We start from the raw sequence: 26,933 nt of genomic DNA, 5'->3' as shown, positions 1-26,933 counted from the left end.
TGTCGCACCCTGCCAGCGATCAATTAGACCCATCGTCAACCACCGGAGTCGCTGCGATGCAGATTCCTTGCCCATCCAGAAAAACGCTCCACGACCTTCTCGTCGGCGCGGTCGAAGACGACCAGGCGCGTGAGATTTGTAGTCACCTGGACACTTGCTCGAACTGTGAATCGCTGACGTCAACACTCGAACAGCAACACGTCAAGTTGCTGCAGGAACTTCAAGAAGAGGGCAGCAGCCAGCGATACCTTGCTGAACCTGAATTCGAACTGTTGCAGAAGGCGATTTCGACGTCGCAGTCAGCGGACTGCAATACCGAGACCAAGGATGAAGTCGCGATCGCGGCAGGGACCCGACTTCGCGACTATCGATTGCTGAAAAAAATTGGGCAGGGAGGGATGGGAAGCGTCTATCTGGCTGTGCATTTGAATCTTAGAAAAGCGTTCGCGGTGAAGGTCCTGCCGGAGGAAAAACTGCGTTCGGAAAGTTCGGTCGCACGGTTTCGCCGCGAGATGCTCGCGGCCGGTAAAGTGAACCACCCCAACCTGATCAGTGCTTCGGATGCAGGCAGCGTCGATGGGCGTCACTTCTTGGTCATGGAGCTTGTCGAAGGTGCCGATCTCGGACGGATCGTCCGTCAACGTGGACCTTTGGGCGTTGCCGATGCATGCGAAATTGTTCGTCAAGCAGCCCTCGGTTTACAGCATGCTCACGACAACGGTCTGCTGCATCGAGACATCAAACCATCGAACTTGATGTTGACCCATGACGGAAACGTTAAGGTGCTCGACCTCGGATTGGCCGGTTGGGTGGAAAACGAAGAATCAACCGAATCACCGACGCCGACACGCGACGGACTTACGAATGCAGACCACTTCGTTGGAACGCCGGAGTACATGGCACCGGAGCAGTTTCGTGGTGAGACGAGCGTCGATGAACGCGCGGATCTCTATGCGTTGGGTGCCACCCTGTTCCAGCTCTTGACCGGCCACCCACCCAGGCAACGCCATCTAAAGAAAAGATCGGAGAGTGTAAACCTGGATGTCGGCGAGCGATCAGCTGAAACTGACGATCTCCGCCAGGACCTGCCGCCGCAGCTAAAGCACTACATCAAGCTCTTACTGTCGCCGTCTCGCGAGCAACGCCCTCACAGCGCCGCAAGCGTCGCGTTACAGCTCGCCGGTTTTGCAGAACAATCAGACCTGCTGCAGCTTGCCGAGACTTGCAAGGAAAGTCCCGGAATGTTGTCAGCCGATTTGTCCCAGTTCAGCGACACGGCCTTACCTGCGGAATCTCAATCCAATCAGGGAGTCGTTCCGACCAATCCGGAAAAATCGGCGATCGTACCGATGAAACTGTCTGTTTGCCTCGTGGCAGCTGTGTTGTTGATCGCTCTGATCTCGCTATTGTCCAACCGGTCCAGAGTCAGCGTGATCGAAGGAGCTTCGCCCGTCAAAGACGACACCGTGATACCGTCGCCGGCCGACGACCCCGTGAAAGAAGAAGACGTGGTGGACGCGATTCGAGCTGGCGAGATCAATCGTGCCATATCGCTTGCCCAGAAACTGATCCAGCAGGCGCCGCATCTCGGTTGGAATCACGCCTTGGCCACGATGATCGCTGCCTATGACCTCCAAACCGACGGGCCGACATCACGTGCCACCTACGAAACTCATCGTCAGTGGCTTGGCAAACGCTGGGCGCAAACAGGCGAGGGCAGCAACACGATTCCACGAATCTGCTGTTTGCACCCGGATCCTCCGGCCGACTTGTCACGCATGCTTGACGCCGTCGTTGCCGAAGCGAAGGATCGCCCGAAAGACTGGAGATATCCCCATTCTGAGATGATGTTGTTATTCCGCCTGGAGCGATACCGAGAATCGCTTGTCGCGTTTTCTGATGCACGACGCGTCTCGCCAAATAATCTCGTGCATCGCGCCGTCGACACAGCTTGGTCGGCGTTGATTTTGAATCGGTTGGGACGATCGACCGAAGCACGTCGCGCATTTGAGAAAGCCCAGCAGTTGCAGCAGGAAATCAAAGCAAAAGCTCGGACCCCGATGCCCCAAATGTGGTTCGATTACATCGAATTGGTTGTCATCCTTGGTCAATTTGATGATCAATCCTCGTCGACGAAGGAAGATTCCAACGAGCACTCTGTTCCGACAACGCCACATACAGATCAGGCTGCATCGGCTCCAGCAAAGGCATCGAATCCACAGGCGGTCAAAACGAAAGTGGTCCAAGGTGACGTTATCCAACTGGTGCAAACACGTCCCGACCGCGGCGCACGACACGAAACGCGGGATCAATGGGTGGACCGTGTCAACGGCTTGTTGATCAAACAAGCCTACCTTGATGCAGAGGCTGAATATGCCGCCGGGCAGCATACATATGAAATGCATTGGCCACTTCGCTGCCGCGTCGCACTCGGCCTGATGATCGCCGCCCGAGACGATTCGAATCTGCGTCCCAAAGCCGACCGATACTTGCATGACCTGGAACAGACGCTGCGGAACTCGCCCCAACTGCCGCTGCCTGCTCGAATCGAAATCCTGCGTCTACTCGCGCTCAATCCGGAAAGACAATGGGACCAGCCGTTGATCGATCGGATCGCCCAGCAGATCCAGGCCGAACGTTGGAGCGACTGGAGCCTTCACCATTGCCTTGCCGCCATCCGCTTTCATCAGGGGCGACTTGCGCTCGCGTTGGATCACCAAGCGGCAGCAGGGCAACAGACGAAATCAGACCTCCAAAAGTGGCTCCACAACTACTGGTGGACCCTGTTGCTGGCCTGCAATGGTCAACTCGATTTGGCACGCCGATCGCTGATGACCTCGGAAATGAGCCAGCGGCGGTTGACACCCCTGCTGGGTTCCGAATCGACGGCGTCCAAAGAGGACCTGGAGACGGTGTTGGAGATGCGATGGATGATGCCAGTTTTTCAGCATCGCCTCGGACCACTTGAGAACTTGAAAATGTGGAGTGCCGGACAAACACCGGCCTTTGTGAATTTGGACAACCAGGTTCATGAGATTTCCAAACGCCTGATTGAGTCGCCCGATGAAGCCGATCTCTATTTTCAGAGAGCGATTGCCTTCAGCCGTATGCGTCGACAACGGGAAGCATTCTCCGATTTCCAGCGCGCTGCGATGCTGAAACCGGATGATCCGATCTTCCAAACCATCCTGGCGTACGTCGATGCGTTTACGAATGATCGTGGTCAGTTGCAACACTTCATTCACGGCATGACCAGTGATGAATCGACGATACTTCGACGTGTCGATCTGCAAAATCCAAGCACCGCCTTTGTCTATCGCATCCTTCTGGTGGGCAATCACCAGGATCATGTGTTTTCGGCCTATTTCGAGGATGTCAAAACCCTCGCGAAAAACTTGCCGGACGACTGGTATTGCCAATACGTTTTCGCACTCTGGAAACTTCGAACCGGACAAATCGGTCAAGCGGAGACTCAACTTCGGTCCCTCATCCAGACCGTCGACGACATCTCGCTCGAACAGTATTGCACCTTATGGTGGATCGATTGGCTTGAGGATCTTCGGGGCAAGCAGAGCGAAGAAGAACGAGCAGCACGCATGAAGCGATTGGCTCAACTGCAAGCCAAAACACAATTTAATCCCACCAACGTCGTGAAGAACTGGCTGGCTGTTTATGAGTTGATGCTGATCTCAACAGGTAATCTGGAGCCCGTTCGTCGAATCGTCGAAGCGGAATTGACGCGGACGATTTCAGGTCCAGGCGTCAACATTGCGTTCGATTTGTCGCGCAGCGGAGTGGCAGACACGTTATTTAATATCAACGCCTCGGCGATGGATCGAACCGGAACTCGTTGCGCGTTTGCCCCCTTACGCGATGGTAGTTTGTATTTATTGGAAACTGTCGAAGGCAGATTGGTGAATTTTCCTGCCGGCGGTGAAGTCCGTTGTCTGGAATTCACCGCCGACGGGAAGTCCTTGATTGTCGGCCGACCCAACAAGTGCATCGATGTGATTGAGATCGCCACGCGCCGAGCAACCTCGCTGGACGTCAAATTCCAACCGAACTCGCTCGACTTCTATGAAAGAGGCAACTTGCTTGCCGTCGCGTTCCAGGCCAAGCGAGTGGAGATCTGGAATCTGGCAACGAATACCATTTGGCAACAGCCGACGCTTCTCCTCGGCGTTCCGCGACAGATCGAGTTTAATTCCGACGGATCCCGAATCGCGATCGGCATGGGAAACGATCAGACTTCGATCTATTCTCAAGCACTGGCTCCGGTGACCGAATTGCCCGACGGCGGTCAATTTGCGTGGATCGATCGCAACACCATTTGCTGTTGCCGCTCCGATTCCAGTCACCTTCGAATCATCGACATCAACAATCAACAACAGGCAAGGACGCTTGCGACAACCTCGGGATCGATCACAGCATTAACGTATTTGAAGACTCATCAATTGCTTGTCACTGGAAACGACCGGGGCGAAGTCATCGGATGGTCACTCTCCGGCGAGCAGAAGTTGATTGGACACTTACCACGCGCAGTGATTCGGCGACTCTGCTCTTCCGAGGATGGTCGCTATCTGCTTGCGACCGGACGACGCCACCGGCAGGGCGATGGAGGGTCCTGCTGTGTGCTGTTCGACTTGGCGACGATCTAGCTCGACCACCGTCCCGGAGCGAATCCATGGAGGCGTTTCGGCCTGCCGATTGAAGCCCGCACGCGTTCGCAAGTGGCCACGCCGCGGCTCTCGCTCACAGCTCGGGCTGACATGTTCATGTTGATTTCGGGACATCGACCGAATCGACTGGCCGCTTGGGCCCATCGGCTGACACTCGTTTGGGATTAGCCGGTTTGCGTCAGCTTCTGGACTTCGCCGCTGTCCTGAATTTAGCGCGATGGTACTCAAGTCCTTTTTCCCTTAGGGAGAGCAGTTCCCCCCTGTCGGGTTGCGTGATGGTGTGCTGGCACCCGCTAATCTACGATTTCGGCCACTATTAGTGCCCAGGCATTCACTTATTTGGGGCAAGAGCTGTCCTTTCCCAGGTCATCCGCCCTTTGCCTCCTCGTCCATTTTGTCCAGAAATGAATCTGTGAGTTTTATCAACCACTTGCGCAGGGCGCTGGGGGAGCGACCGGTTCGCAACCACCGAGGCGATCGAGTCCATGCAAGGCGCAATCGGCTTCGGATGCAGATTCTGGAACAACGCTATTTGCTGGCGGGAGACACGAATTACTCGTACGGCGACGAACTGCGCAACTACCGTTTGGCCATTGCAACAACGGAAGAATTCACGGCGGCGATCGGCGGTGAAGTCGCTGCACTGGCGAGTGTAAATGCCTTGGTATCGGAGTTGAATGCAATCTACGAGTCCGAACTTGCGATTCACTTCGATTTGGTCACCGGCGCCAACACCATCTTTGAAACAAGTGACCCGATGGACGACGGACTGGACAATGGCGATCTGAGTCGATTGATCAATCAAGGCACCGGGGTCTTTGACACGATCATCGGGCCGGACAGCTACGATGTCGGGCATATCTTGGGGACATTCGGTGGAGGAGGCACATCCGGACTCGCCTACCTGGGCGTGGTCGGGAGTTCCTCTCTGAAGGGTGGTGGTGCGACCGTCGTCGGCAATATCAGCTCGGTCGGTTCAGAGGGGTGGAATCTAGTGGTCGCGCATGAGTTGGGGCACCAATTCAGTGCTCGACACACATTCAATGCCTCTGTCGCGGGGACCAACTGCAACTCAACCACCTACGATCCCGCGTCGGCTTACGAACCGGCGAGCGGATCGACGATCATGAGCTATGCCGGAATCTGTGGTGCGAACGATTTGCAATCGACCGAAGACCCGGTGTTCCACTCCGCTAGCGTCGAGGACATCAGCGATTACATCACCACTCAGACCGGAGCGGACCCCAGTTCGACGACTCCGCTCGCCAACGATGTCCCGACCGTCAACGCCGGGATCGACTACACCATTCCCGCCGAGACTCCGTTTGCTTTGACGGCGGTCGGAAGTGACGCTGATCCGCTGAGCTACTCATGGGAGCAGCTGGATTTGGGAACGCCCCAAAGTTTGCCGCTGACGGACCTGGGGAACGGCCCGATCTTTCGCGCCTTTGCTCCAACCAATGATCCGACAAGAGTCTTTCCTCGGCTCGATGACTTGCTCAACGGAGTTGACACGGCTGCGACCGGTGAAGTGCTGCCATCGATCAGCCGCGATTTGAACTTTCGCGCGACGGTTCGTGACGGTCACGGCGGTGTCTCCAGCGATGACATGGTGATCACGGTTGATAGCACATCGGGCCCATTTGCCATCACCAGTTTTAATACCAGTTCCATACTCACGGGCGGTTCATTCGAAACGGTGACTTGGGATGTTGCAGGGACCAATGCTGGTGCCATCAATGTCAGTGACGTCGCGATTGAAATGTCTGCCGACGGCGGATTGACGTATCCGTACGTCCTTGCCTCCGCGACGGCCAATGACGGAACTCAAACCGTCACGATCCCCAATGTCAATCTTACCAGTGCTCGCTTGCGTGTTCGCGCCCTGGGAAATGTCTTTTTTGACGTCAACGACGCCAACCTGACGGTGACCAGCGACAGTGGCCAGCCCGGAGTTGTGTTCGCTCAAAGCGGAGGCGACACTCGACCTTTCGAAGCGACTGGTCCCGGTCTGGATGACAGCTATGATCTCTCGCTCAATGGTGACCCTGCGGGTTCGGTCACCATCGAGATTGCCGCGGACTCTCAAACTCTGGTGAGTTCCGATGGTGTCAATTTTAGTTCGACACTGGAACTGGTCTTTGACTCCGCGGCGGCACAAACGGTTCACGTTCGTGGGATCAGCGACGGAATCGAAGAAGGGCCACACCAAAGCTCCATCGCTCATTCGGTTTTCGCCAGCACGTCCACAAGTTATCCGGTTGGAACCGCTCTAGGATTTTTGCGGGTCGACGTGATCGATGCTGATTTACCACCAGTCATCGGAATTGATTTCGACTCCGCTGGAAATGTTCCGTCGAACTGGAGCGGCGCAAGTGTCTTGTTCAACGCGGACGGTTCAAACCTGAATCGTGATGACGGTGCGGCAACGACCGTGGACGTTTCGTCGTCGATCAGTGGGACGACATGGATCAGTTCTTCAGGTCCGGCTTCCTCGACGATCCCACGCCACTTTCCGTCCTTGGTTGACCTGGACGGATACAGCTACAATGAACTTGGAAATACCTTCACGTCGACGTGGACGGGATTGACTGCGGGGGCGCAATACGGGGTCTATCTGTTTGGTTTCGAAAACCGCCCCGAAGACTATGGTCATGATGTGACGGTGACCGGTGCGGATACGGTTTCATTTACTCAGACACTTGTGAACGGCCAACTGGTCATTAATGACGCCGTCGGCTCAAGTTCGAATCGCTTGGACGACTATGCCCAGGTGGTTACCGCCAACGCAAGTGGAAGCATCACGATCACCGTCGCCCCTGCTGCGGGATCTCGAGGAGTATCGCTCGCCGGACTCGCGGTGCAGCCGATCTTCAATTCGATGCTTGATCCAAGCTTTGCGATCGCCGCGACGGATGCTTCGAAGAGTGAAGGGGATTTGGGCTCGATCGATTTCTCTTTCACGGTGACCCGGTCGGGGAGCACATCCGGAACGACGAGCATTGACTACAGCGTCAGCGGCGCGTTTCCCCAACCCGCCGATGCCAATGATTTTGGGGGTGCGTTTGCCGGCGGCACGATCAACTTTGCCGATGGCGAATCCAGCAAAGTGATCCGAGTCAGCGTCAGCGGTGATACTCTGGTGGAGCCCGATGAGAACTTCGTCGTGACGCTGGCCAACCCCGTCGGTGCCGCCACGATCACGACCGCAACGGCAAACGGTCTGATTCTCAACGACGATGTGATTTCCAGTCAGCCTCCGGTGCTATCTCTGCCGTCGGGCCCGGTCACCTACGTCGAAGGCGACGTTGCGATTCTGGTCGATTCCAACGCAACGGTTTCCGATGCGGATTCACCCGACTTTGACGGCGGAACCCTGACGATCGCCATCGCCGGAAATAGCACAGCGAACGACCAGCTATCGATTCGCAACCAAGGGACCGGTGCTGGCCAAATCGGCGTCACTGGAAACACGGTGTCGTTCGAAGGCGTTGATGTGGGAACATTCGCCGGTGGCACGGCAGCGACGCCGCTGATCGTCTCGTTCAACGCCAACTCGACGCCGGCTGCGGCGCAGGCGATTCTACGAAATCTCCAATTTATCAACTCGTCCGATTCTCCGTCGACTCTGTCGCGGCTGGTGACTGTCACGTTGAACGACGGAGATGGCAACGAAAGCCAGCCAACGTCGCAAGAATTGGCGTTCTCTTTTGTTTTACCGATTACGGGCGACAATTTTACGATCGGCGAGGCAATCGGGCGTGATTCGGCAGGCAACCTCTACCATGCCGGGAGGTTCGCCGGGACCATTGATGCCGATCCAGGCGTTGGCGAGTTTCTTTTGACCACGCCGAGTACTTCGGAGGATGGCTATATTGCCAGCTACACGCCAAGTGGGAATTTGCGTTGGGCGCACCAGATCGGCAGTGCCGGAAAGGAAACTGTGTGGCGGATGGTTGTAAGCGGCTCGGGTGAGGTGTACGCCGTTGGTGAATTTGCGGAAGCGGTCGATTTCGATCCGGGCCCTGGAATCGTCAATTTGACTCCCGTCAATACCCGCGACAATTACATCTTGAAGCTCGACAGCGACGGTCAATTCGTCACCGTGGGGCAGATCGGAGGCGATATAAGCGGCCTTTCGATCGACAACAATGGAAACCTCCTGTTGTCAGGTGGTTATCGACGCACGGTCGATTTTGATCCTGGCCCCGGAGTGTTCAATCTTCCCGATGCCGGATCCAGCGGGAACGCCGACAGTTTTTTCTTGAAGCTCGACTCCGATCTGAATTTCGTTTGGGCCAAGTCACTCGATGAAGTCAACTATCCGCTCGGACGCGGCGACTTTTCTTGGGCGATCGCGGCAGATTCCAACGGTGACGTGTATGCGGCGGGCGATTTCCGAGGTGAAGTCGACTTCGATCCGGGGCCTGGAGTGACAAGTTATGTGTCGCCGGGATCTTCGGAGTCGGACGCTTATCTATTGAAGCTATCTTCCGCGGGAGACTTTGTTTGGGCGAGGGCATGGGGCGGCGCTGCAATCGAATCCTCTTCGACTCTGGCGATCGATAGCAATGACAATATTTTGGTGGGCGGCGGATTTGGAGATGCGTTTTCAACTTCGGTGGGCCAAACGACTGATTTTGATCCCGGGCCGGGTTCCTTCCTGATCACGAGTAACGGTGAACGCGATGCGTTCGTCTCGAAATTTGATAAGGACGGACAGTTCATTTGGGCGAGGGGCATCGGTGGAACCTACTTTGACACTCCGAGTCGTATCGCGGTCGACAGACAGGGAAATGTCTCACTCGCAATGAGATTTTGGCGGACTGTCGATTTTGATCCATCCGCCGACGTGTATGAAGTGGAGGCGGTCGGGATCAATAGTGCCATATGGGGATTGTCAGATACGGGTGATTTCAGATTTGTTGCCCATCAGGCCGCTGATTCAACCACGTCTATCAATCAGTTGATGATTGACGACGCGGGCAATCATCTTGCCACCGGATATTTCAATGCGACGACCGATTTTGATCCCGGAGTCGGTTCCTTTGAAGTGCCGGAATCGGCCAGCGGCGCTTTCATCTTGGAATTGTCGCTCGATAACCTTCCTGAGAATCAGATCGTTCATGTGGAAGGTGTTGACCCTGTTTTCTCCATCGCGGCTAATGACGCTCAAAAACAAGAAGGAAGCTCTGGCACGACAAACTTGACGTTCACGGTGACTCGAGCGGACGAATTGGTCGGCGAGTTCAGTGTGGATTATGCGGTGACCGGCGTCGGGACCAATCCGGCCGGTGCAACAGATTTCGGTGGTGCCTTTCCTTCCGGCACACTGACCTTTGCCGAAGGTGAGGATTCAAAGTCGTTGGCTGTTGCGGTGACGGGCGACTTCGACATCGAACCCGACGAAACCTTCCGTGTCACACTAAGCAATCCGAGTGGCGCCGCGACGATCGCGATTGCGACGGCCAACGGCACAATCATCAATGACGATGCATTGCCAGATTTCGGTGATGCTCCATCGCCGTTTCCCGTCACCTTGGACGATGACGGTGCAAGACACATCGCGGTTGGTCCCCATCTTGGTCCGAATCGTGATAGCGAAGCCGATGGAGTCAATTCCGCGTTAGCCAACGCCGACGATCTTGCCAATCAAGATGACGAAGACGGGGTTGATTTTGGCGGTGCTGTTTTTGCATCGACCAACGTCGCTCTGACCGGTTCGGTAGAGATCAACCTGCAAAATCCCCACTCGACTTCTAATCGGTTGGACGCTTGGCTCGATTTCAATCAGGACGGGATTTGGAGTGTCGGCGAACAGATTTTCACGGATTTCGATCTGGGCGTCGTCGCCGGGCCCCAGACAATTGACTTTGCCGTGCCACAAGACCTTGGTGCGAACGTGCTCAGTGGAACAACCTACGCTCGGTTTCGAATCAGCACGGTCGGCGGATTGTCTCCGACAGGCCAAGCCGTCGACGGTGAAGTGGAAGACCATGCCATCGAGATTATTAACGTCGCCCCGATCATCGTTGATACGCTCGTTGATGAAAGCGATGGGGATTTCAGCACAGGTGATTTATCGCTTCGTGAAGCAGTCGAGATTTCTGAATTGAATCCCGCGCCCGACGAGATCGTGTTCGCTCCTGGATTGAGCGGAGGGACGATCACGTTAACTGGAGGCGAACTGTCAGCGTCCGGAGCGTTGACCGTGACCGGACCCGGAGCCTCGCTACTGACCGTCAGTGGCGGGAACCAGTCGAGAATCTTCAACTTTACCTCGAGCGCTGATGTGTTGCTCGATGGGTTGACGCTTGTTGACGGCCACACCAACGGGTCCGGCGGCGCCATCTTCAGCCAGGGAGATTTGGAAATTCGCAGTTCGGTGATCAGCAACAACACGTCGGGCGCCGGCGGCGGAATCAACCACAGTGCATCATCAAAGAGGCTCGTGATTGCCGACACGATCATCGAGGGAAACACATCGAATAGCTCTGGCGGCGGCCTCACATCATCCGGGCCGACCGAAATTTCCAACACTTCGATCACGAACAACCAAGCCATCACCGTTGGCGGTGGGATGTACTCGTACATCACGACCACCACTTTGACCAACACGATCATCGATGGAAACACATCCGTGATTCGGTCCGGAGGTGGGGTTTACCAATACCTGGGCACGCTCAACGTGGTCGATAGCTCGATCGCGAACAACCAAGCTCAGGGGACAACGTCAGGAGGTTTAGGAGGCGGCATCGCCGTCGATTCTGGAACTTTGCTTGTTCGTGGCAGCACCATCGCCGGCAACACTTCCGTCAACAAAGGTGGCGGAATCGACTACGCCGATCGAAATGGGTCGAGCAGCTTCAGCGTCATCAACTCGACGATTTCTGGAAACACGACCAACGGCGAAGGTGGCGGCATCTCGGTCGGAGAAGGCAATCTCAACCTGACGCACAGCACGGTCACTGCGAACACTGCGCCCGCAGGGTTTGGGAGTGGTATCGCCAACGACACTCGTAGCTCCGGGCGGATTGCAAGGAGTTTCATCAATAGCAGCATCGTCGCGGGTAATACCAACAGTGACATCGACTCGATCAACGGATCTCCTGCGTCGGTCGTCAGTCAGAACTTCAATCTGATCGGTACGGGAAACGTCAGCTCGAACTTCAACATGTCGTCGGACACCAATGGAGTCGTCGCCCCAGGCCTCGACATTCTTGCTGACAATGGTGGGCCAACTCCGACGCACGCGTTGCTTGCGGGCAGTCCGGCCATCGATGGAGGTGACACTTTTTCCGCTGAAGCGTTCGATCAGCGCGGCACGGGATTCCCGCGACTGGTCGGAAGCAATGTTGACATCGGTTCCTTCGAAGCGAGTCTCGCGTCAACCTTTTTGATTGCCGCGGTTGATGCGGTCAAAACCGAAGGCAATTCTGGAACAACAAATTTCTTTTTTACCGTCACTCGGCTGGGTGAAACGGACTTCGCCGCAACTGTCGACTTTTCCGTAACCGGCGAGGGCGGTAGTCCTGCGGATGCTGTCGACTTCGGCGGTGCGTTTCCGAGCGGGACATTGAATTTTGCGATCGGCGAAACAGATAAAATCATCACCGTCGGCGTCAGCGGCGATTTGGTCGCCGAAGCCGATGAACAATTCAGGACCTTGCTCTCCAATCCGAGTTCGGGCGTCTCGATCGGGAGTCGTTTTGCGCTGGGGACGATTCAAAACGACGACGCTGCCGTCCTGACAGTCAATATTGCTGACACCGGAATTTCTGAATCAAGCGGAGCGGCCGCGACGAGTGTGACCATCACCAGAAGCAGCGATACGAGCGGTTCACTGCTTGTGAATTTGGTCAGCGACGACACTACAGAAGCGACGATTCAAAACTCGGTCACGATCCCGGCGGGGCAGGCCTCTGTCACAGTTCCGGTGACCGCCGAAGATGACACTTTGGTGGACGGCACACAGGTGGTAACGATATCGGCGACCGCCACGGGGCACGCCGGCTCGTCCGACACAGTGAACGTGACCGACGATGAGGTTGCGGGCTTTGTCGTGGCCGAAACCGGTGGGGATGCCTTTACCTGGTCCGATGCCGGTTCCTCTGGTGTCGACCCCTTCGGCAACCCATGGATCGCATCGAACACGACGACCTTGCCCAGTTGGGGGGTTCCTGGATTTCAAGCGGGCACGATCAACTTTGTCGGCACGGGGTCCTACGACGGTTTTCGCGTGACGTTTTCAGGCTTGCCCGACGGCGTCACGATCGATGGCAATCATGGAAATACCGTCTTGAACAAGACCCCATTCTCTTCGGCTGACTTGTGGAATAAAGAGGTTACGGCAAACAGCGTCTTGTTTACCTCGCCTGATCCGGTGAACAAGCGGCTCACCGGTGGTGAGCGTTTCTTTGTCAGTGTGATCTTTACGGGTGGCCTTGATCTCGGACAGTTGCAGTTTGATGTCGAATACATCGATGGACGCGCGCCTGGCAACACCGAAGTCAGTGAATCGGGCAGCACGGATGATTTGACGGTCGCCCTGACAGCGCAGCCAACTTCGGATGTGGTCATCGATGTGACCGTGGGAGACACGGGAGAAGTTTCCGCGGATCGAAACCAGCTGACGTTCACCACCGCGAATTGGAACGTCGCGCAAACCGTCACTCTCACCGGAGTTGACGACGCGTTGGTGGACGGAGATCAAACGTCGTCGGTGACCTTTGCAATCGATCCCGCCTTATCTTCCGACGCATTTGACTTGCTTGTCGAACAGAGTGTTTCCGTCGTGACGTTGGACGATGATTCCACACCGGATCCCGATTTCGGCGACGCGCCAAACACATCACAGTCCGGATTCGCGGGAAACTATGCGGTAACACTCGCCGAGGACGGTGCGCGCCACGAAGTGGTCGGACCGACCTTGGGAATCAACCGTGATTCAGAACTCGACGGAGTCCATTCCAGCAACGCGGACGCCGACGATGCTGATGATGTTGTCGATGATGAGGATGGCGTTGCATTCACCAATGCGCTCATTGCTTCAACTGCATCGACGACGACGGGTTTCGTCGATGTTGAACTGCGAAATGCCGATCCGACTTCGAATCGCCTGGACGCTTGGATCGACTTCAATCGCGACGGCGATTGGGATGACTCGGGCGAGCAAGTGTTTACCAATTTTGATCTGGGCACAAGCAACGGTGTTCAAACATTGTCGTTTACCGTCCCCCGAGACACGGGAGTCAATGTTGACACAGAATCGGGAACAATCACCTATCGCTGGACCGGTTTCTTGGAGGACGATGGCGCCAATCCCTGGGGACTCGATGGCGATGGAATTCTCCGTTCCGGAGAATTCGATGGGACACCGTACACATTTGAGGTCGTGATTGACAAACGTGCCACAGACTTGCGAACCGGGGCTGGAACGGGTTCCAACCTCGCTTCGTATGTCCCCCTGTCGACCACAATGATCATTGGTGGTGTCGAAGCAAACGTGGCCAATGAAACGTTCAATCTCGCCGATGACTTTTCGGGTAACGATAGCTTTTCAATCTCTGCCGATGTGACTCTGGCGGGCACAACTCAGCGTATCAGCTCTTCCATCGTGCTGCCGGGTTCCAGCTTTGATCTCGCAGACGATCCGTCGGCCGACGTGCCTCCTGTCTTTCTGCCGTCTCATCCCATCTCTTTCACCGCGAATGGTTTCGTCGGCAATGACACCTTTACCTATCCCGCCGACGCTCCGGTGACTTCGTTTGCCACCGATGGCGGCCCGCTGACGACCTTCGCTCGGTTCCGCTTGAGCACTTCGGGGGGCTTGGCGACAACAGGACCTGCGAGCGACGGTGAGGTCGAAGACCATCGGGTTTTGATCGCCGCGGAACCGGGAGTGGACTTCGGTGACGCGCCCCATTCCGGCCAGTCTGGCTTCACCAGTTCGTACCCCGTTTCGCTCGCCGATGATGGTGCACGGCACGTCGTCAATGGTGGACCGACACTCGGAACCGTCATCGATCCGGACTTGGATGGGGTGAACTCGGCCGATGCAGACTCGGATGACCTTGTCGGTGCCTCGGATGATGAGGATGGAGTGACGTTCTCATCGATTTTGTTCGCGTCGGGGAGCAGCACGAGTGTCGGCACAGTGGGTGTTGATCTGCGAAATGCTGACCCGACATCAAATCGGCTGGATGCCTGGATCGACTTCAATCAGGACGGTGACTGGACCGATCCCGGCGAACAGATTTTCACGGATTTCGACCTCGGGACGGCTGATGGACTTCAGAACCTAAACTTCACGATCCCTCGCGCATCTGGTGGAGCCATTCGAACGGGAACCACTTTCGCTCGATTCCGCCTCAGCACGTCTGGGAACCTCGGGGTGACGGGGCTCGCCGGAGATGGAGAAGTTGAGGACCATGCGGTGACTGTGGTCGCCAGCCCTCTCACCGTGTCGACGTTGATTGACGAGAGCGACGGAGATTACTCATCGGGCGACCTGTCCCTTCGCGAGGCGGTCGAACTTGCCAACCTGAACCCGGGACCTGATCAGATCGGCTACCTGATCGGTTTGAACGGAACGACAAGCCTTACCCTTGGCCAGTTGGACATTACCGAAGACCTGACGATCACCGGGCGTGGAAAGACGTCGACTGTTGTCAGTGGCTCAGGCCTCTCACGCGTGTTCCGAGTGTTCAGCGGAACCGACGTGACTCTGTCCAACATGTCGATTATCCAGGGCGCCACCTCGGGAGCTGATGCTAACGGCGCGGGAATCTTCTCGACAGGCGATCTGCTCCTGGACGGCGTGCAATTCGTTGCCAACAACACAACCGACGGATCAGGCGGCGGTCTTTATCAGCGAGGTGGTTCGCTCACCATTTTCAATTCGCTCTTCGGACTCAATACCGTTTCCGGGAACGGAAGGGATGGTGGTGGAATCGCAGTTGTTGATACGGACGTGTCCATCACGTCCACCACGATCACCGAAAATCAGGCAATCGGGTCAAACGCAAATGGAGGTGGAGTGAGTGTCGTCAACGGCAACCTGGCGTTGACGGCATCGACGTTCGACAACAACTCGGCGCAGAATGGCGGCGGCCTGGTTTTTGAGGTGAATCTCGACGGCACCACTTTCATTGCCGATGTCACCAATACGACCTTCTCAGGAAACAGCGCCGCATCGATCGGCGGAGGGATTACGAACGTAGGTGGCATACTCAATCTTCGCCATTCCACCGTCACACTCAACTCAGGGTTCGGCGGTGGGATCGGATTTGCAGCAACGCCGAGTCATAACAATTTTTTCGCATCGATCATTGCGGGTAATTTTGGTTCGGATATCAATACTTCGACCGGGCCAGCGGGCCCCACGATTAACACCCTTGGTTTCAATCTGATCGGCATCGGAAACGCAACCACAGGGTTTAACCAACCGTCGGATCAAGTAGGGGTTACCGCCCCCGGCCTAGATGCCCTCGCCGACAACGGCGGGCCGACTATGACCCACGCGTTGCTGCCAACCAGCCCCGCTCGAGACTCTGGACCAACCAGTTCCGCCGAATCGTTTGATCAGCGTGGTTCCGGGTTTCCCCGGTTGATTGGCACCCATGTTGATGTCGGTGCCTTCGAAGCTGAGTTGCCCACATTGCTGTCAATCGAAAGAACCAATGCCGTTCGGCTCGAGGGTAACAATGGGACAACGCCATTTACGTTTACTGTGACTCGCAGCGGAGACACGAACGGCCCCACCAGCGTCGATTATGCAGTCGCGGGAGCCGGCTTGCAGCCAGCCAATGCGGATGACTTTGGGGGAACCCTGCCCAGCGGTACGATCAGTTTTGCCGATGGTGAATCCAGCAAGCTGATTACCATTAATGTGAGCGGAGACCCGTTCGTCGAGTTAAATCAAGGGTTTACCGTTACTCTCAGCAATCCGACGAGTCCGGCCGTCATCACCGATGCGATTGAAACCGGAATCATTCTCAACGATGATATGAGTGTCGTGAGCGTCGTCCCCATTGCCAATGCGACCGAGGATAGCGGACTGCTGATCTATCAGTTTCGGAAAACAGGCACGGGGCCCGAAACACCCGCCCTGACCGTTGAGTTTGAGCTGGCTGGAACGGCGACGTTTGGGACGGATTATCCCGCCGCTACCCCACTGTCAGTTGACTTTGCAGCCGGAGTAGGAACCGCGCAGGTCAGCATCAACCCAACGACTGATCTGATTGTCGAACCCGACGAATCGGTCATTCTGACGATGCAAGACTTGGCGACATACGATGTCTCTCCACTCAGCTCTTCTGCAACGGCCTTGATCCTTGACGACGATTCCGCGTCCTTGTCGATCGGGGACGTCGCGATCACCGAAGGCGACTCGGGGACCACCGACTTGACGTTCACCGTCACACTGGACTCGGCGGTCGACACGGGCTTGTCGGTCGACTTTGCCACCGCCGACGGCACCGCCACGACGGGAGATGGCGACTACGTGGCCACAAGCGGCACCTTGAACTTCACCGGAACCGCCGGTGAAACTCAAACGATCAACGTTACCATCAACGGCGATACCAAGGTCGAGTTGAATGAAGCCTTCGTCGTCGATCTGTCGAACTTGGCGGCCTCGGGTCGCAACGTGACAGTCTCCGACGCGCAGGCAACCGGCACGATCAACAATGACGACGGCGCGTCGCTCTCGATCGCCGATGTCACTCAATCCGAAGGTGCGGATGGGACAACCATTTTTGACTTCATTGTCACGCTTGATTCAGAAGTGGACACCGTGTTCAATGTTGACGTCGCGACGGCTGATGGAACGGCAACCTCTGGCGAGGACTACGTTGCCTCGTCCACGACACTCGCCTTCTCGGGATCAGCCGGCGAGACCCAGACCTTCTCGGTTGCAGTCAGCGGCGACAATACCGTTGAACTCGATGAAAACTTTCTGGTCACCCTTTCCAATGTCACCGGAGTCGGCGTAACGCTGGCGGACGCACAGGCAAGCGGCACGATCAGTAATGACGATTCCGCGTCCTTGTCGATCGGGGATGTCGCGATCACCGAAGGCGACTCGGGGACCACCGACTTGACGTTCACCGTCACATTGGACTCGGCGGTCGACATGGGCTTGTCGGTCGACTTCACCACCGCCGACGGCACCGCCACGACGGGCGATGGCGACTACGTGGCCACAAGCGGCACCTTGAACTTCACCGGAACCGCCGGTGAAACTCAAACGATCAACGTCTCCATCAATGGCGATACCAAGGTCGAGTTGAATGAAGCCTTTGTCGTCGATCTGTCGAACTTGGCGGCCTCGGGGCGCAACGTAACAGTCTCCGACGCACAGGCAACCGGCACGATCAGTAATGACGATTCCGCGTCCTTGTCGATCGGGAATGTCGCGATCACCGAAGGCGACTCGGGGACCACCGACGTGACGTTCACCGTCACACTGGACTCGGCGGTCGACACGGGCTTGTCGGTCGACTTCGCCACCGCCGACGGTACCGCCACGACGGGCGATGGCGACTACGTGGCCACAAGCGGCACCTTGAACTTCACCGGAACCGCCGGTGAAACTCAAACGATCAACGTCACCATCAACGGCGATACCAAGGTCGAGTTGAATGAAGCCTTCGTCGTCGATCTGTCGAACTTGGCGGCCTCGGGTCGCAACGTGACAGTCTCCGACGCACAGGCAACCGGCACGATCAACAATGACGATTCCGCGTCCTTGTCGATCGGGGACGTCGCGATCACCGAAGGCGACTCGGGGACCGCCGACGTGACGTTCACCGTCACACTGGACTCGGCGGTCGACACGGGCTTGTCGGTCGACTTTGCCACCGCCGACGGCACCGCCACGACGGGCGATGGCGACTATGTGGCCACAAGCGGCACCTTGAACTTCACCGGAACCGCCGGTGAAACTCAATCGATCAACGTCACCATCAATGGCGATACCAAGGTCGAGTTGAATGAAGCCTTTGTCGTCGATCTGTCGAACTTGGCGGCCTCGGGTCGCAACGTGACAGTCTCCGACGCACAGGCAACCGGCACGATCAACAATGACGACGGCGCGTCGCTCTCGATCGCCGATGTCACTCAATCCGAAGGTGCGGATGGGACAACCATCTTTGACTTCATTGTCACGCTTGATTCAGAAGTGGACACCGTGTTCAATGTTGACGTCGCGACGGCTGATGGAACGGCAACCTCTGGCGAGGACTACGTTGCCTCGTCCACGACACTCGCCTTCTCGGGATCAGCCGGCGAGACCCAGACCTTCTCGGTTGCAGTCAGCGGCGACAATACCGTTGAACTCGATGAAAACTTTCTGGTCACCCTTTCCAATGTCACCGGAGTCGGCGTAACGCTGGCGGACGCACAGGCAACCGGCACGATCAACAATGACGATTCCGCGTCCTTGTCGATCGGGGATGTCGCGATCACCGAAGGCGACTCGGGGACCACCGACGTGACGTTCACCGTCACACTGGACTCGGCGGTCGACACGGGCTTGTCGGTCGACTTTGCCACCGCCGACGGCACCGCCACGACGGGAGATGGCGACTATGTGGCCACAAGCGGCACCTTGAACTTCACCGGAACCGCCGGTGAAACTCAAACGATCAACGTCACCATCAATGGCGATACCAAGGTCGAGTTGAATGAAGCCTTCGTCGTCGATCTGTCGAACTTGGCGGCCTCGGGTCGCAACGTGACAGTCTCCGACGCGCAGGCAACCGGTACGATCAGTAATGACGATTCCGCGTCCTTGTCGATCGGGGACGTCGCGATCACCGAAGGCGACTCGGGGACCACCGACGTGACGTTCACCGTCACACTGGACTCGGCGGTCGACACGGGCTTGTCGGTCGACTTCACCACCGCCGACGGCACCGCCACGACGGGCGATGGCGACTACGTGGCCACAAGCGGCACCTTGAACTTCACCGGAACCGCCGGTGAAACTCAAACGATCAACGTCACCATCAACGGCGATGCCAAGGTCGAGTTGAATGAAGCCTTCGTCGTCGATCTGTCGAACTTGGCGGCCTCGGGTCGCAACGTGACAGTCACCGACGCGCAGGCAACCGGCACGATCAACAATGACGATTCCGCGTCCTTGTCGATTGGGGATGTCGCGATCACCGAAGGCGACTCGGGGACCACCGACTTGACGTTCACCGTCACACTGGACTCGGCGGTCGACACGGGCTTGTCGGTCGACTTTGCCACCGCCGACGGCACCGCCACGACGGGCGATGGCGACTATGTGGCCACAAGCGGCACCTTGAACTTCACCGGAACCGCCGGTGAAACTCAATCGATCAACGTCACCATCAATGGCGATACCAAGGTCGAGTTGAATGAAGCCTTTGTCGTCGATCTGTCGAACTTGGCGGCCTCGGGTCGCAACGTGACAGTCTCCGACGCACAGGCAACCGGCACGATCAACAATGACGACGGCGCGTCGCTCTCGATCGCCGATGTCACTCAATCCGAAGGTGCGGAGGGGACAACCATCTTTGACTTCATTGTCACGCTTGATTCAGAAGTGGACACCGTGTTCAATGTTGACGTCGCGACGGCTGATGGAACGGCAACCTCTGGCGAGGACTACGTTGCCTCGTCCACGACACTCGCCTTCTCGGGATCAGCCGGCGAGACCCAGACCTTCTCGGTTGCAGTCAGCGGCGACAATACCGTTGAACTCGATGAAAACTTTCTGGTCACCCTTTCCAATGTCACCGGAGTCGGCGTAACGCTGGCGGACGCACAGGCAACCGGCACGATCAACAATGACGATTCCGCGTCCTTGTCGATCGGGGATGTCGCGATCACCGAAGGCGACTCGGGGACCACCGACGTGACGTTCACCGTCACACTGGACTCGGCGGTCGACACGGGCTTGTCGGTCGACTTTGCCACCGCCGACGGCACCGCCACGACGGGAGATGGCGACTATGTGGCCACAAGCGGCACCTTGAACTTCACCGGAACCGCCGGTGAAACTCAAACGATCAACGTCACCATCAATGGCGATACCAAGGTCGAGTTGAATGAAGCCTTCGTCGTCGATCTGTCGAACTTGGCGGCCTCGGGTCGCAACGTGACAGTCTCCGACGCGCAGGCAACCGGTACGATCAGTAATGACGATTCCGCGTCCTTGTCGATCGGGGACGTCGCGATCACCGAAGGCGACTCGGGGACCACCGACTTGACGTTCACCGTCACACTGGACTCGGCGGTCGACACGGGCTTGTCGGTCGACTTCGCCACCGCCGACGGCACCGCCACGACGGGCGATGGCGACTACGTGGCCTCAAGCGGCACCTTGAACTTCACCGGAACCGCCGGTGAAACTCAAACGATCAACGTCACCATCAACGGCGATACCAAGGTCGAGTTAAATGAGACCTTTGTCGTCGAACTGGCCAATCTCTCTGCTTCGAACCGTACCGTTCTAATCAGAGACAATCAGCGGATCGCAACCATCAATAATGACGATCGGCCTACGGTATCGGTTGCCGTCGCTCCGAATGAGGTTGCGGAGAACGGGGATTCGCCGCTGATCTATACATTCTCCCGTGATGACGCGAGCCTGCCACTGACCATTGGTTATGGCATATCGGGTACCGCAACACTTGGTGTAGATTTTTCTGGTTCGCACGATGGCTTACTTTCACTCGCCGCGGGACAATTCCAAACCACGATTGAAGTTTGGCCGGTCGACGATGAATTGGTTGAATTCTCTGAAACCGTGCAATTGACGATTCTCGAGGGTGATTACATCATCGGCACGAATGGATCAGCTGTCGGAACCATTGCGGATGATGATTTCAGCACGATTAGCATGTCGCTTGGGCCAAACGCAATCAACGAAGATGATGCCGGTACAATGAATTTCGTCTTTGTTCGCGACAGCGTTGATTCGACGAGTCCCGAGCTGACGGTCAAGTTTTCGACCACGGGAACCGCGGAATCCGGTGTGGACTATGTCCCCAGCGCGGTAGGTGAGATCACGTTTGCCGTCGGTGAGAACACTGCGTCGGTCACCATTGATCCGCAACAGGATCCCGATATCGAGCCCGACGAAACGGTCATCCTGTCACTTCTTCCCGACGCTGCCTACATCGTTGGGGCGCCGAGTTCGCTGGTCGGGACGATCGTGAATGACGATTCACTACCGAAGGTGGGCGTCGAAATGGTTCCTGGATTCGTAGAGGATCAGTATGGGACGCGTGAAGTTTCATTCTTGCGGACCGGTGATCTGACGGTTCCTGTGACGATCCACTACGAAGTCGCCGGCTCTGCGTCGGCAGGATCGGACTACAACGGATTGTCCACAGGTAGCATTACCCTGGCCGCCGGGACTCCTTCGGCGTCCATCCAATACACTGTGGCGGCTGACTCAATTGTCGAGCCAGACGAGGACATCACGGTCACGATTCTTTCCAATTTCGCCTATTCCCTTGATCCTGCCACGTCATCCGCGTCATCCTTGATCTTGAACGATGACATCAGTCAGATTTCTATTCTGGGGCCCGCAGTCGCAGTCGCAGTCACGGAGGACGGTGCTGAAACAGTCACTTTTACAGTGACTCGGGATAACGTTTCTTCGGAAACACCTGCCCTTTCAGTTGATTTTGCGACGACGGGTTCTGCAACACCGGGTGTCGATTATTCGATGACTCATAGCGGATCGATCTCCTTCCCAGTTGGAGTAGAGGCTGTGACTGTTGTTGTCACACCGAATCAGGACGACATAGTGGAGTTAGATGAAACCGTTGTCCTTTCAGTCGCACCGGCGCCAGGTGGGCAATACCTGGTTGGTAGCCCCAACTCGGCGACAGGCGTGATTTTCAACGACGACTCCGCCGCGTTTTCAATCGATGACTCGGTGGTTTTCGAAGGCAATAGTGGGCAGGTCATCACGAGATTTACCGTGACGCTGAACCATTCGGTAGATGTCCCCGTTTCTGTCGACTACGCCACGGCTGACGGTTCTGCGACGACTTCAGACAACGACTACCTGAACCTCAGTGGCTCGCTGCAGTTCGATGGCAACACATCGATCACAGAATCGTTTAACGTCAGCGTGGTCGGGGATGTCTTCGCTGAGCCGGATGAGACCTTCCTCGTCCTGTTGAGCAATGTTCAATCATCAGGCCGCGATGTGACGATAAGCGACGGCAGCGGACTCGGTACCATTTTGAACGATGACTTGGGACTGGCCTCTGTTCCCGTTGAGAGCGTTGTTTACTTCAACGAAGACGCCCAATCGGAACTTGATTACACTCCCGATTCGACGGGGCAACGCTCGATCATTCGAAAAATTCAGGTGACATTTGCGGGGGCGGTGAACATCGCTCCAGGTCCCGTCCAAGGGGACGGTTTTGTCGTTGAGTCATCAGCCGGATCGCGCGTCCAGCTTGAGGTGCTCAATTCCGAACTGGTCAATGGAAAACAGGTCGTCGTCCTTGGATTCGCAGGGACGACTTTGATCGAAGCCATCTCGGCCTCGCAGGCAGAGCTTTCTCCGATGTTGGTCGACGGCCTCTACACCCTGATGGTCGACGGATCGGAATTCGGCATCGATGCCAACGGCGATGCGCCCGGCGTGTCCTCCATCGATGAGTTCCATCGCCTGTTTGGCGACATTGACGGCGACGGAACCGTCCTCGGTCGGGACAACAGTAAGTTTGTAAAGTACCGACGAGATTTGCGTTTCGACGAGATCTTTGATTACGACAGTGATGACGAGACTCAAGATCGTGATGACAATATTGAGTTCAAAGCCCGTTTTGGCACTCGCTTGTTCTGATCGCCAACGATCGATAACACTCCCAGCCGTCCCCTCCCATTTTTTTGCCAACTCCAGCTGGCGCGTCATCTTTTTTCCATCCAGGCCTTTCTCACGCCGCAAGTGCAACCATCGCTTAACCTGCGGCCCTCCAGTGACTCGTGTTTTCAACCGCCTTTGACCAGATTGGCTCCGACCCAATAACCCCAGTGGCCTCGCGACAACACGCGCCGTCCCTGGTAACCCTGGTCGGCGATGTGCATGCCGTCGATGTTGCCCCCGGAGGTCGAATAGCGGAGGAAGATGAAGGAGTGTCCGATCCCGCGAGGCCGTTTGTTGTCGCGGACAAGTTCGTAGTTGGACTTGGTGCTCCACGTTTGGATCACGGCACCCGGCTTCAGGTTGCCGGCCCAGATTCCCTGCTGCTCGACGAGCGTGCCAAGCTTGGCATACGCCATCGCTCCGGCGGCACCTTTGCCACGATATTTTTCGGGAAGATTAAACCAAGAATTCGTCTTGGTGTTGATGAACGAGCCCCACAGTCGGCCAAAGGACGTGCGACTGGATAGCGATGGAAGGGCGACGCCCACCTGGATCGCAGCCGCTTTGACCCGGTTGTAGGCGATTTGGTAGCACAACCCGTTGGGATACTTTTCACTATCGCTCAAGGCGTTGTACAGTTCGACCACCTTGTTTCCGAACCCGTTTCCTTGTGGCTGGGGAGCACCGGTGGGCAAAAAGATCATCCCGGACTTCTTCGCCGCATCGTAGGTTGCCCCACGAAAATGCACGTATTTTTGTCCACGCGAAGGCCGGGGGCACTGGACGTAGTTGACCAGATACCAGTTGATCTCGGCTGACTTCAGCGTGCCAAAGTTGAACCGGATCAGTTCTTTGGCGTCGAGTCCATGGTCCTTGGCAATCGAGGCGAAGGTTTCGCCTTCCTTCTGGCCTACTTGATAAGGGACCGGTTGTTGGTCGGTCGTCGGAGCGGGTGGCCAGGGCGCCTTTCTCGCCGGTTCTTGAATCGTTGCCATTGTCGTTTCGTCCGTTGGGTTTGCGTGGAGTTCAGAGGGGACCCGCCCCGTGATTGGGCCGTCGCGTGACCGCGGCCAGCAGAATCGGGCGAAACACACCTCGTTCAGTTTTCCAAGCGAACCGTCAATGGTTTTGTTTCAAGAATAACGCTGCCTTGCAGAAAAGTTTTCGTCTGGCCGAATTTGTTCGACGCGGCGCCCGAGGTAACCGCCGCGAGTTCGGTTTCGATTGCACGTTGCTCGCCGGGGCAACGATTCTGCGAGGAGACCACTAGGACACTTCGGACTGATAGGTCCCATAAGTCCTCTCAGTCCCATCGAGCGGGCCCCTTCGGTTGGAACGACTGTCGATGGAGGGCATTGCAAGGCGAGTCGCGCCAGCGAGACGTCGCGTTACCGCTGCTTTTGCTGCAGCGTCTCGATCAGGTAGTCCGTCGGTGTCTCGTGCTCGACGTGGGGCGCGCCGGGATAGACCAACTCACAGGCGACGCCATTCGCTTTGCAGTGCTCCTGCAGCTTGACCCCGAAATTGGCGGTGTGTGTCGGGTCTTGCTGGTTTTCTCCGATGGCTGGGGGCCGTGAGTAGATCAGGTAGACGCCGGGATCGTCTTTGTCGACTAGGGCGAAGGGTGAATATTCGGCGATCCACGGTAGAATCGTTTCGCGACCCTCCAAGAACTTCGCAAAGCTGCCGAAGCCAAAGGCGTGACCGCCGTAACGACTGTTAGGTGTCCACTCCTTCATCTGCTTCGGATCGAGTGTCGTTTGAGCGCCCGTCACCGCCGCGCACCAGAGACGCGTGGATTCGCGGCTGACGGGATCGTCGCTATCGGGGTCGGCGAGGTCATCGTGAAAGGCGATCCATAAACTCGAACAGGCGCCGGCTGATCCGCCTGCGGCGCCGATGCGCTGCTTGTCGAGATTCCACTCCTCGGACTTGCTGCGGACGAACTGAAGCGCACGTGCGGCGTCGTGCAGTGGCGCTTTCACCGGCGGCTCGATTCCGGACTGGACCGCCTGCTTGACGTAACGGTAGTTGCACGCGGCAACAGAGATCCCCGCCTTCAACAGCGCGTTCACGTCAGCAAATCGGTGCACACGTTCCTTCGATCCGCCCTGCCATCCCCCGCCGTGGATCACAAAGACGAGTGGTGTTGCGGTGTCCGATTCGGCCTTCCAGAAATCAATGACGTGCCGCGGATGATCACCATACTTCACTTCCGAAAACGTCGGTTTGGGGACAGAGGCATCATACTGCGGCCCAAGTGGCTTCGCCGCTTTCTTCGATGGGGCCGCGTCTTGACCGAGCAAGGTCGCCGAACCGGCAACAAGGACGGCGAGCAAATAAATAGGCAACGTTCTCATGGAGTCTTCCTGGTGATTGAGATGTTCGAAGAGGGGACCGCCCACCGGCGATCCGAAACGCGTCATGTTTTTTCGATTTTAGCCTGCATGCGTAGCGGCTCGCACCACCGCGTTGAAATCAGAGCATCGCCTCAATCGCCCAATGGGCGGAAAATCAGGAACGAAGTTCCGCCAGGTCATTCTGCATGCCGCTGAGGATGGCGCCCGAGTCGGAGCCGAAGGCGAGCAGCCGGAAGCCTTGTTCTTTGTGTTGCTGGATGAATCCGTTTTTGGTCAGAATTCCCGCCGATTTGCCCTGCCGATCACAGCAGTCGATGACATGTTGAAAGGCGTTGGCGACATCGGGGTGCCCGAAGTCGGCGGGGTGTCCCATGTTGACCGAAAGATCCAGCGGGCCGACGAACAACACGTCGACGCCCTCGACCGCCGCGATCTCCTCGGCCGCCTCGACCGCTTCGGGCGTTTCGATTTGGACGATGACCAGGCTCTTGTCGTTCGCTTCCTGAAAGTACTGCTGCCAGTTCCGGCCGTAGTCGGTCGCGCGGATCACCCCGGCGACGCCGCGGCGACCCAGCGGTGGGTACTTCATGCAACGCACCGCGTTTCGAGCTTCGTCGGCCGAGCTGACATAGGGGAACATGATTCCGGCCGCCCCGCTGTCCATCACGAATTTGACCGTGTCGGGGTCGACCGAACGAAGACGCACGACCGGCGCGGCGTTGCCGGCGCGGCAGGCCAGCAGCATCCCGCGCAGATCGGCCAGCGAACCGGATCCATGTTCAAGATCAATCAGCAGCCAATCAAAACCGACGCCGGCGGCAATCTCAACGGCCGTCGCGGAGCCCAGGTTGAGAAAGGTGCCGGCAAGGGGTTCACGCCGCAATCGCTGTTTGTCGATCCACTGCATTTGCATTCTGGTTTTTCTGGTCGAAAGATGAAATGGTCAAAAAATGAAATGGTCGAAAGATGAAATGGTCGAAAAATGGAGTGGTCAAAAAATGGTGTTCCTTTGTGCTTGCAAAATGG

5 protein-coding genes are annotated in these 26,933 nt (G+C 56.8%); 2 read left to right on the top strand and 3 right to left on the bottom strand.

The genetic code is table 11. From position 1 onward, the window contains the following. The first annotated feature begins 56 nt into the window (after nucleotides 1-56). A complete protein-coding gene (locus TBK1r_RS11400; protein WP_419581235.1) occupies nucleotides 57-4,658 on the top strand; it encodes a serine/threonine-protein kinase in 4,602 nt (1,533 codons plus the stop codon). 529 nt (nucleotides 4,659-5,187) lie between these two features. After that, nucleotides 5,188-23,526, top strand: coding sequence for a Calx-beta domain-containing protein (locus TBK1r_RS11395; RefSeq protein WP_145210275.1), 18,339 nt, complete (start codon nucleotides 5,188-5,190; stop codon nucleotides 23,524-23,526). Between the two features lie 146 nt (nucleotides 23,527-23,672). Here the strand turns inward: TBK1r_RS11395 and TBK1r_RS11390 are convergent, their stop codons facing one another. The 3 genes from TBK1r_RS11390 to TBK1r_RS11380 all read right to left on the bottom strand — a co-directional run bounded on the left by TBK1r_RS11390 (nucleotide 23,673) and on the right by TBK1r_RS11380 (nucleotide 26,814). After that, entirely contained in the window at nucleotides 23,673-24,542 is an 870-nt protein-coding gene (locus TBK1r_RS11390) for a LysM peptidoglycan-binding domain-containing protein (RefSeq protein ID WP_145210272.1), read from the bottom strand. Nucleotides 24,543-24,935: 393 nt separating this feature from the next. After that, entirely contained in the window at nucleotides 24,936-25,907 is a 972-nt protein-coding gene (locus TBK1r_RS11385) for an alpha/beta hydrolase (protein WP_145210269.1), read from the bottom strand. Nucleotides 25,908-26,061: 154 nt separating this feature from the next. Next, nucleotides 26,062-26,814, bottom strand: a complete 753-nt coding sequence (locus tag TBK1r_RS11380) for an HpcH/HpaI aldolase family protein (RefSeq protein WP_419581234.1) — start codon at nucleotides 26,812-26,814, stop codon at nucleotides 26,062-26,064. Nucleotides 26,815-26,933 lie beyond the last annotated feature (119 nt).

This window comes from Stieleria magnilauensis (assembly GCA_007753675.1).
Classification (GTDB): Bacteria; Planctomycetota; Planctomycetia; order Pirellulales; family Pirellulaceae; genus Stieleria; species Stieleria magnilauensis.
This window is presented reverse-complemented; position numbering and strand designations above follow the sequence as displayed.

What these genes read in the sequence shown, in the direction of transcription:
- TBK1r_RS11400 (WP_419581235.1), top strand. Translation starts at nt 57, where the DNA reads ATGCAGATTCCTTGCCCATCCAGAAAAACGCTCCACGACCTTCTCGTC.
- TBK1r_RS11395 (WP_145210275.1), top strand. Translation starts at nt 5,188, where the DNA reads ATGCAGATTCTGGAACAACGCTATTTGCTGGCGGGAGACACGAATTAC.
- TBK1r_RS11390 (WP_145210272.1), bottom strand. Translation starts at nt 24,542, where the DNA reads ATGGCAACGATTCAAGAACCGGCGAGAAAGGCGCCCTGGCCACCCGCT.
- TBK1r_RS11385 (WP_145210269.1), bottom strand. Translation starts at nt 25,907, where the DNA reads ATGAGAACGTTGCCTATTTATTTGCTCGCCGTCCTTGTTGCCGGTTCG.
- TBK1r_RS11380 (WP_419581234.1), bottom strand. Translation starts at nt 26,814, where the DNA reads ATGCAGTGGATCGACAAACAGCGATTGCGGCGTGAACCCCTTGCCGGC.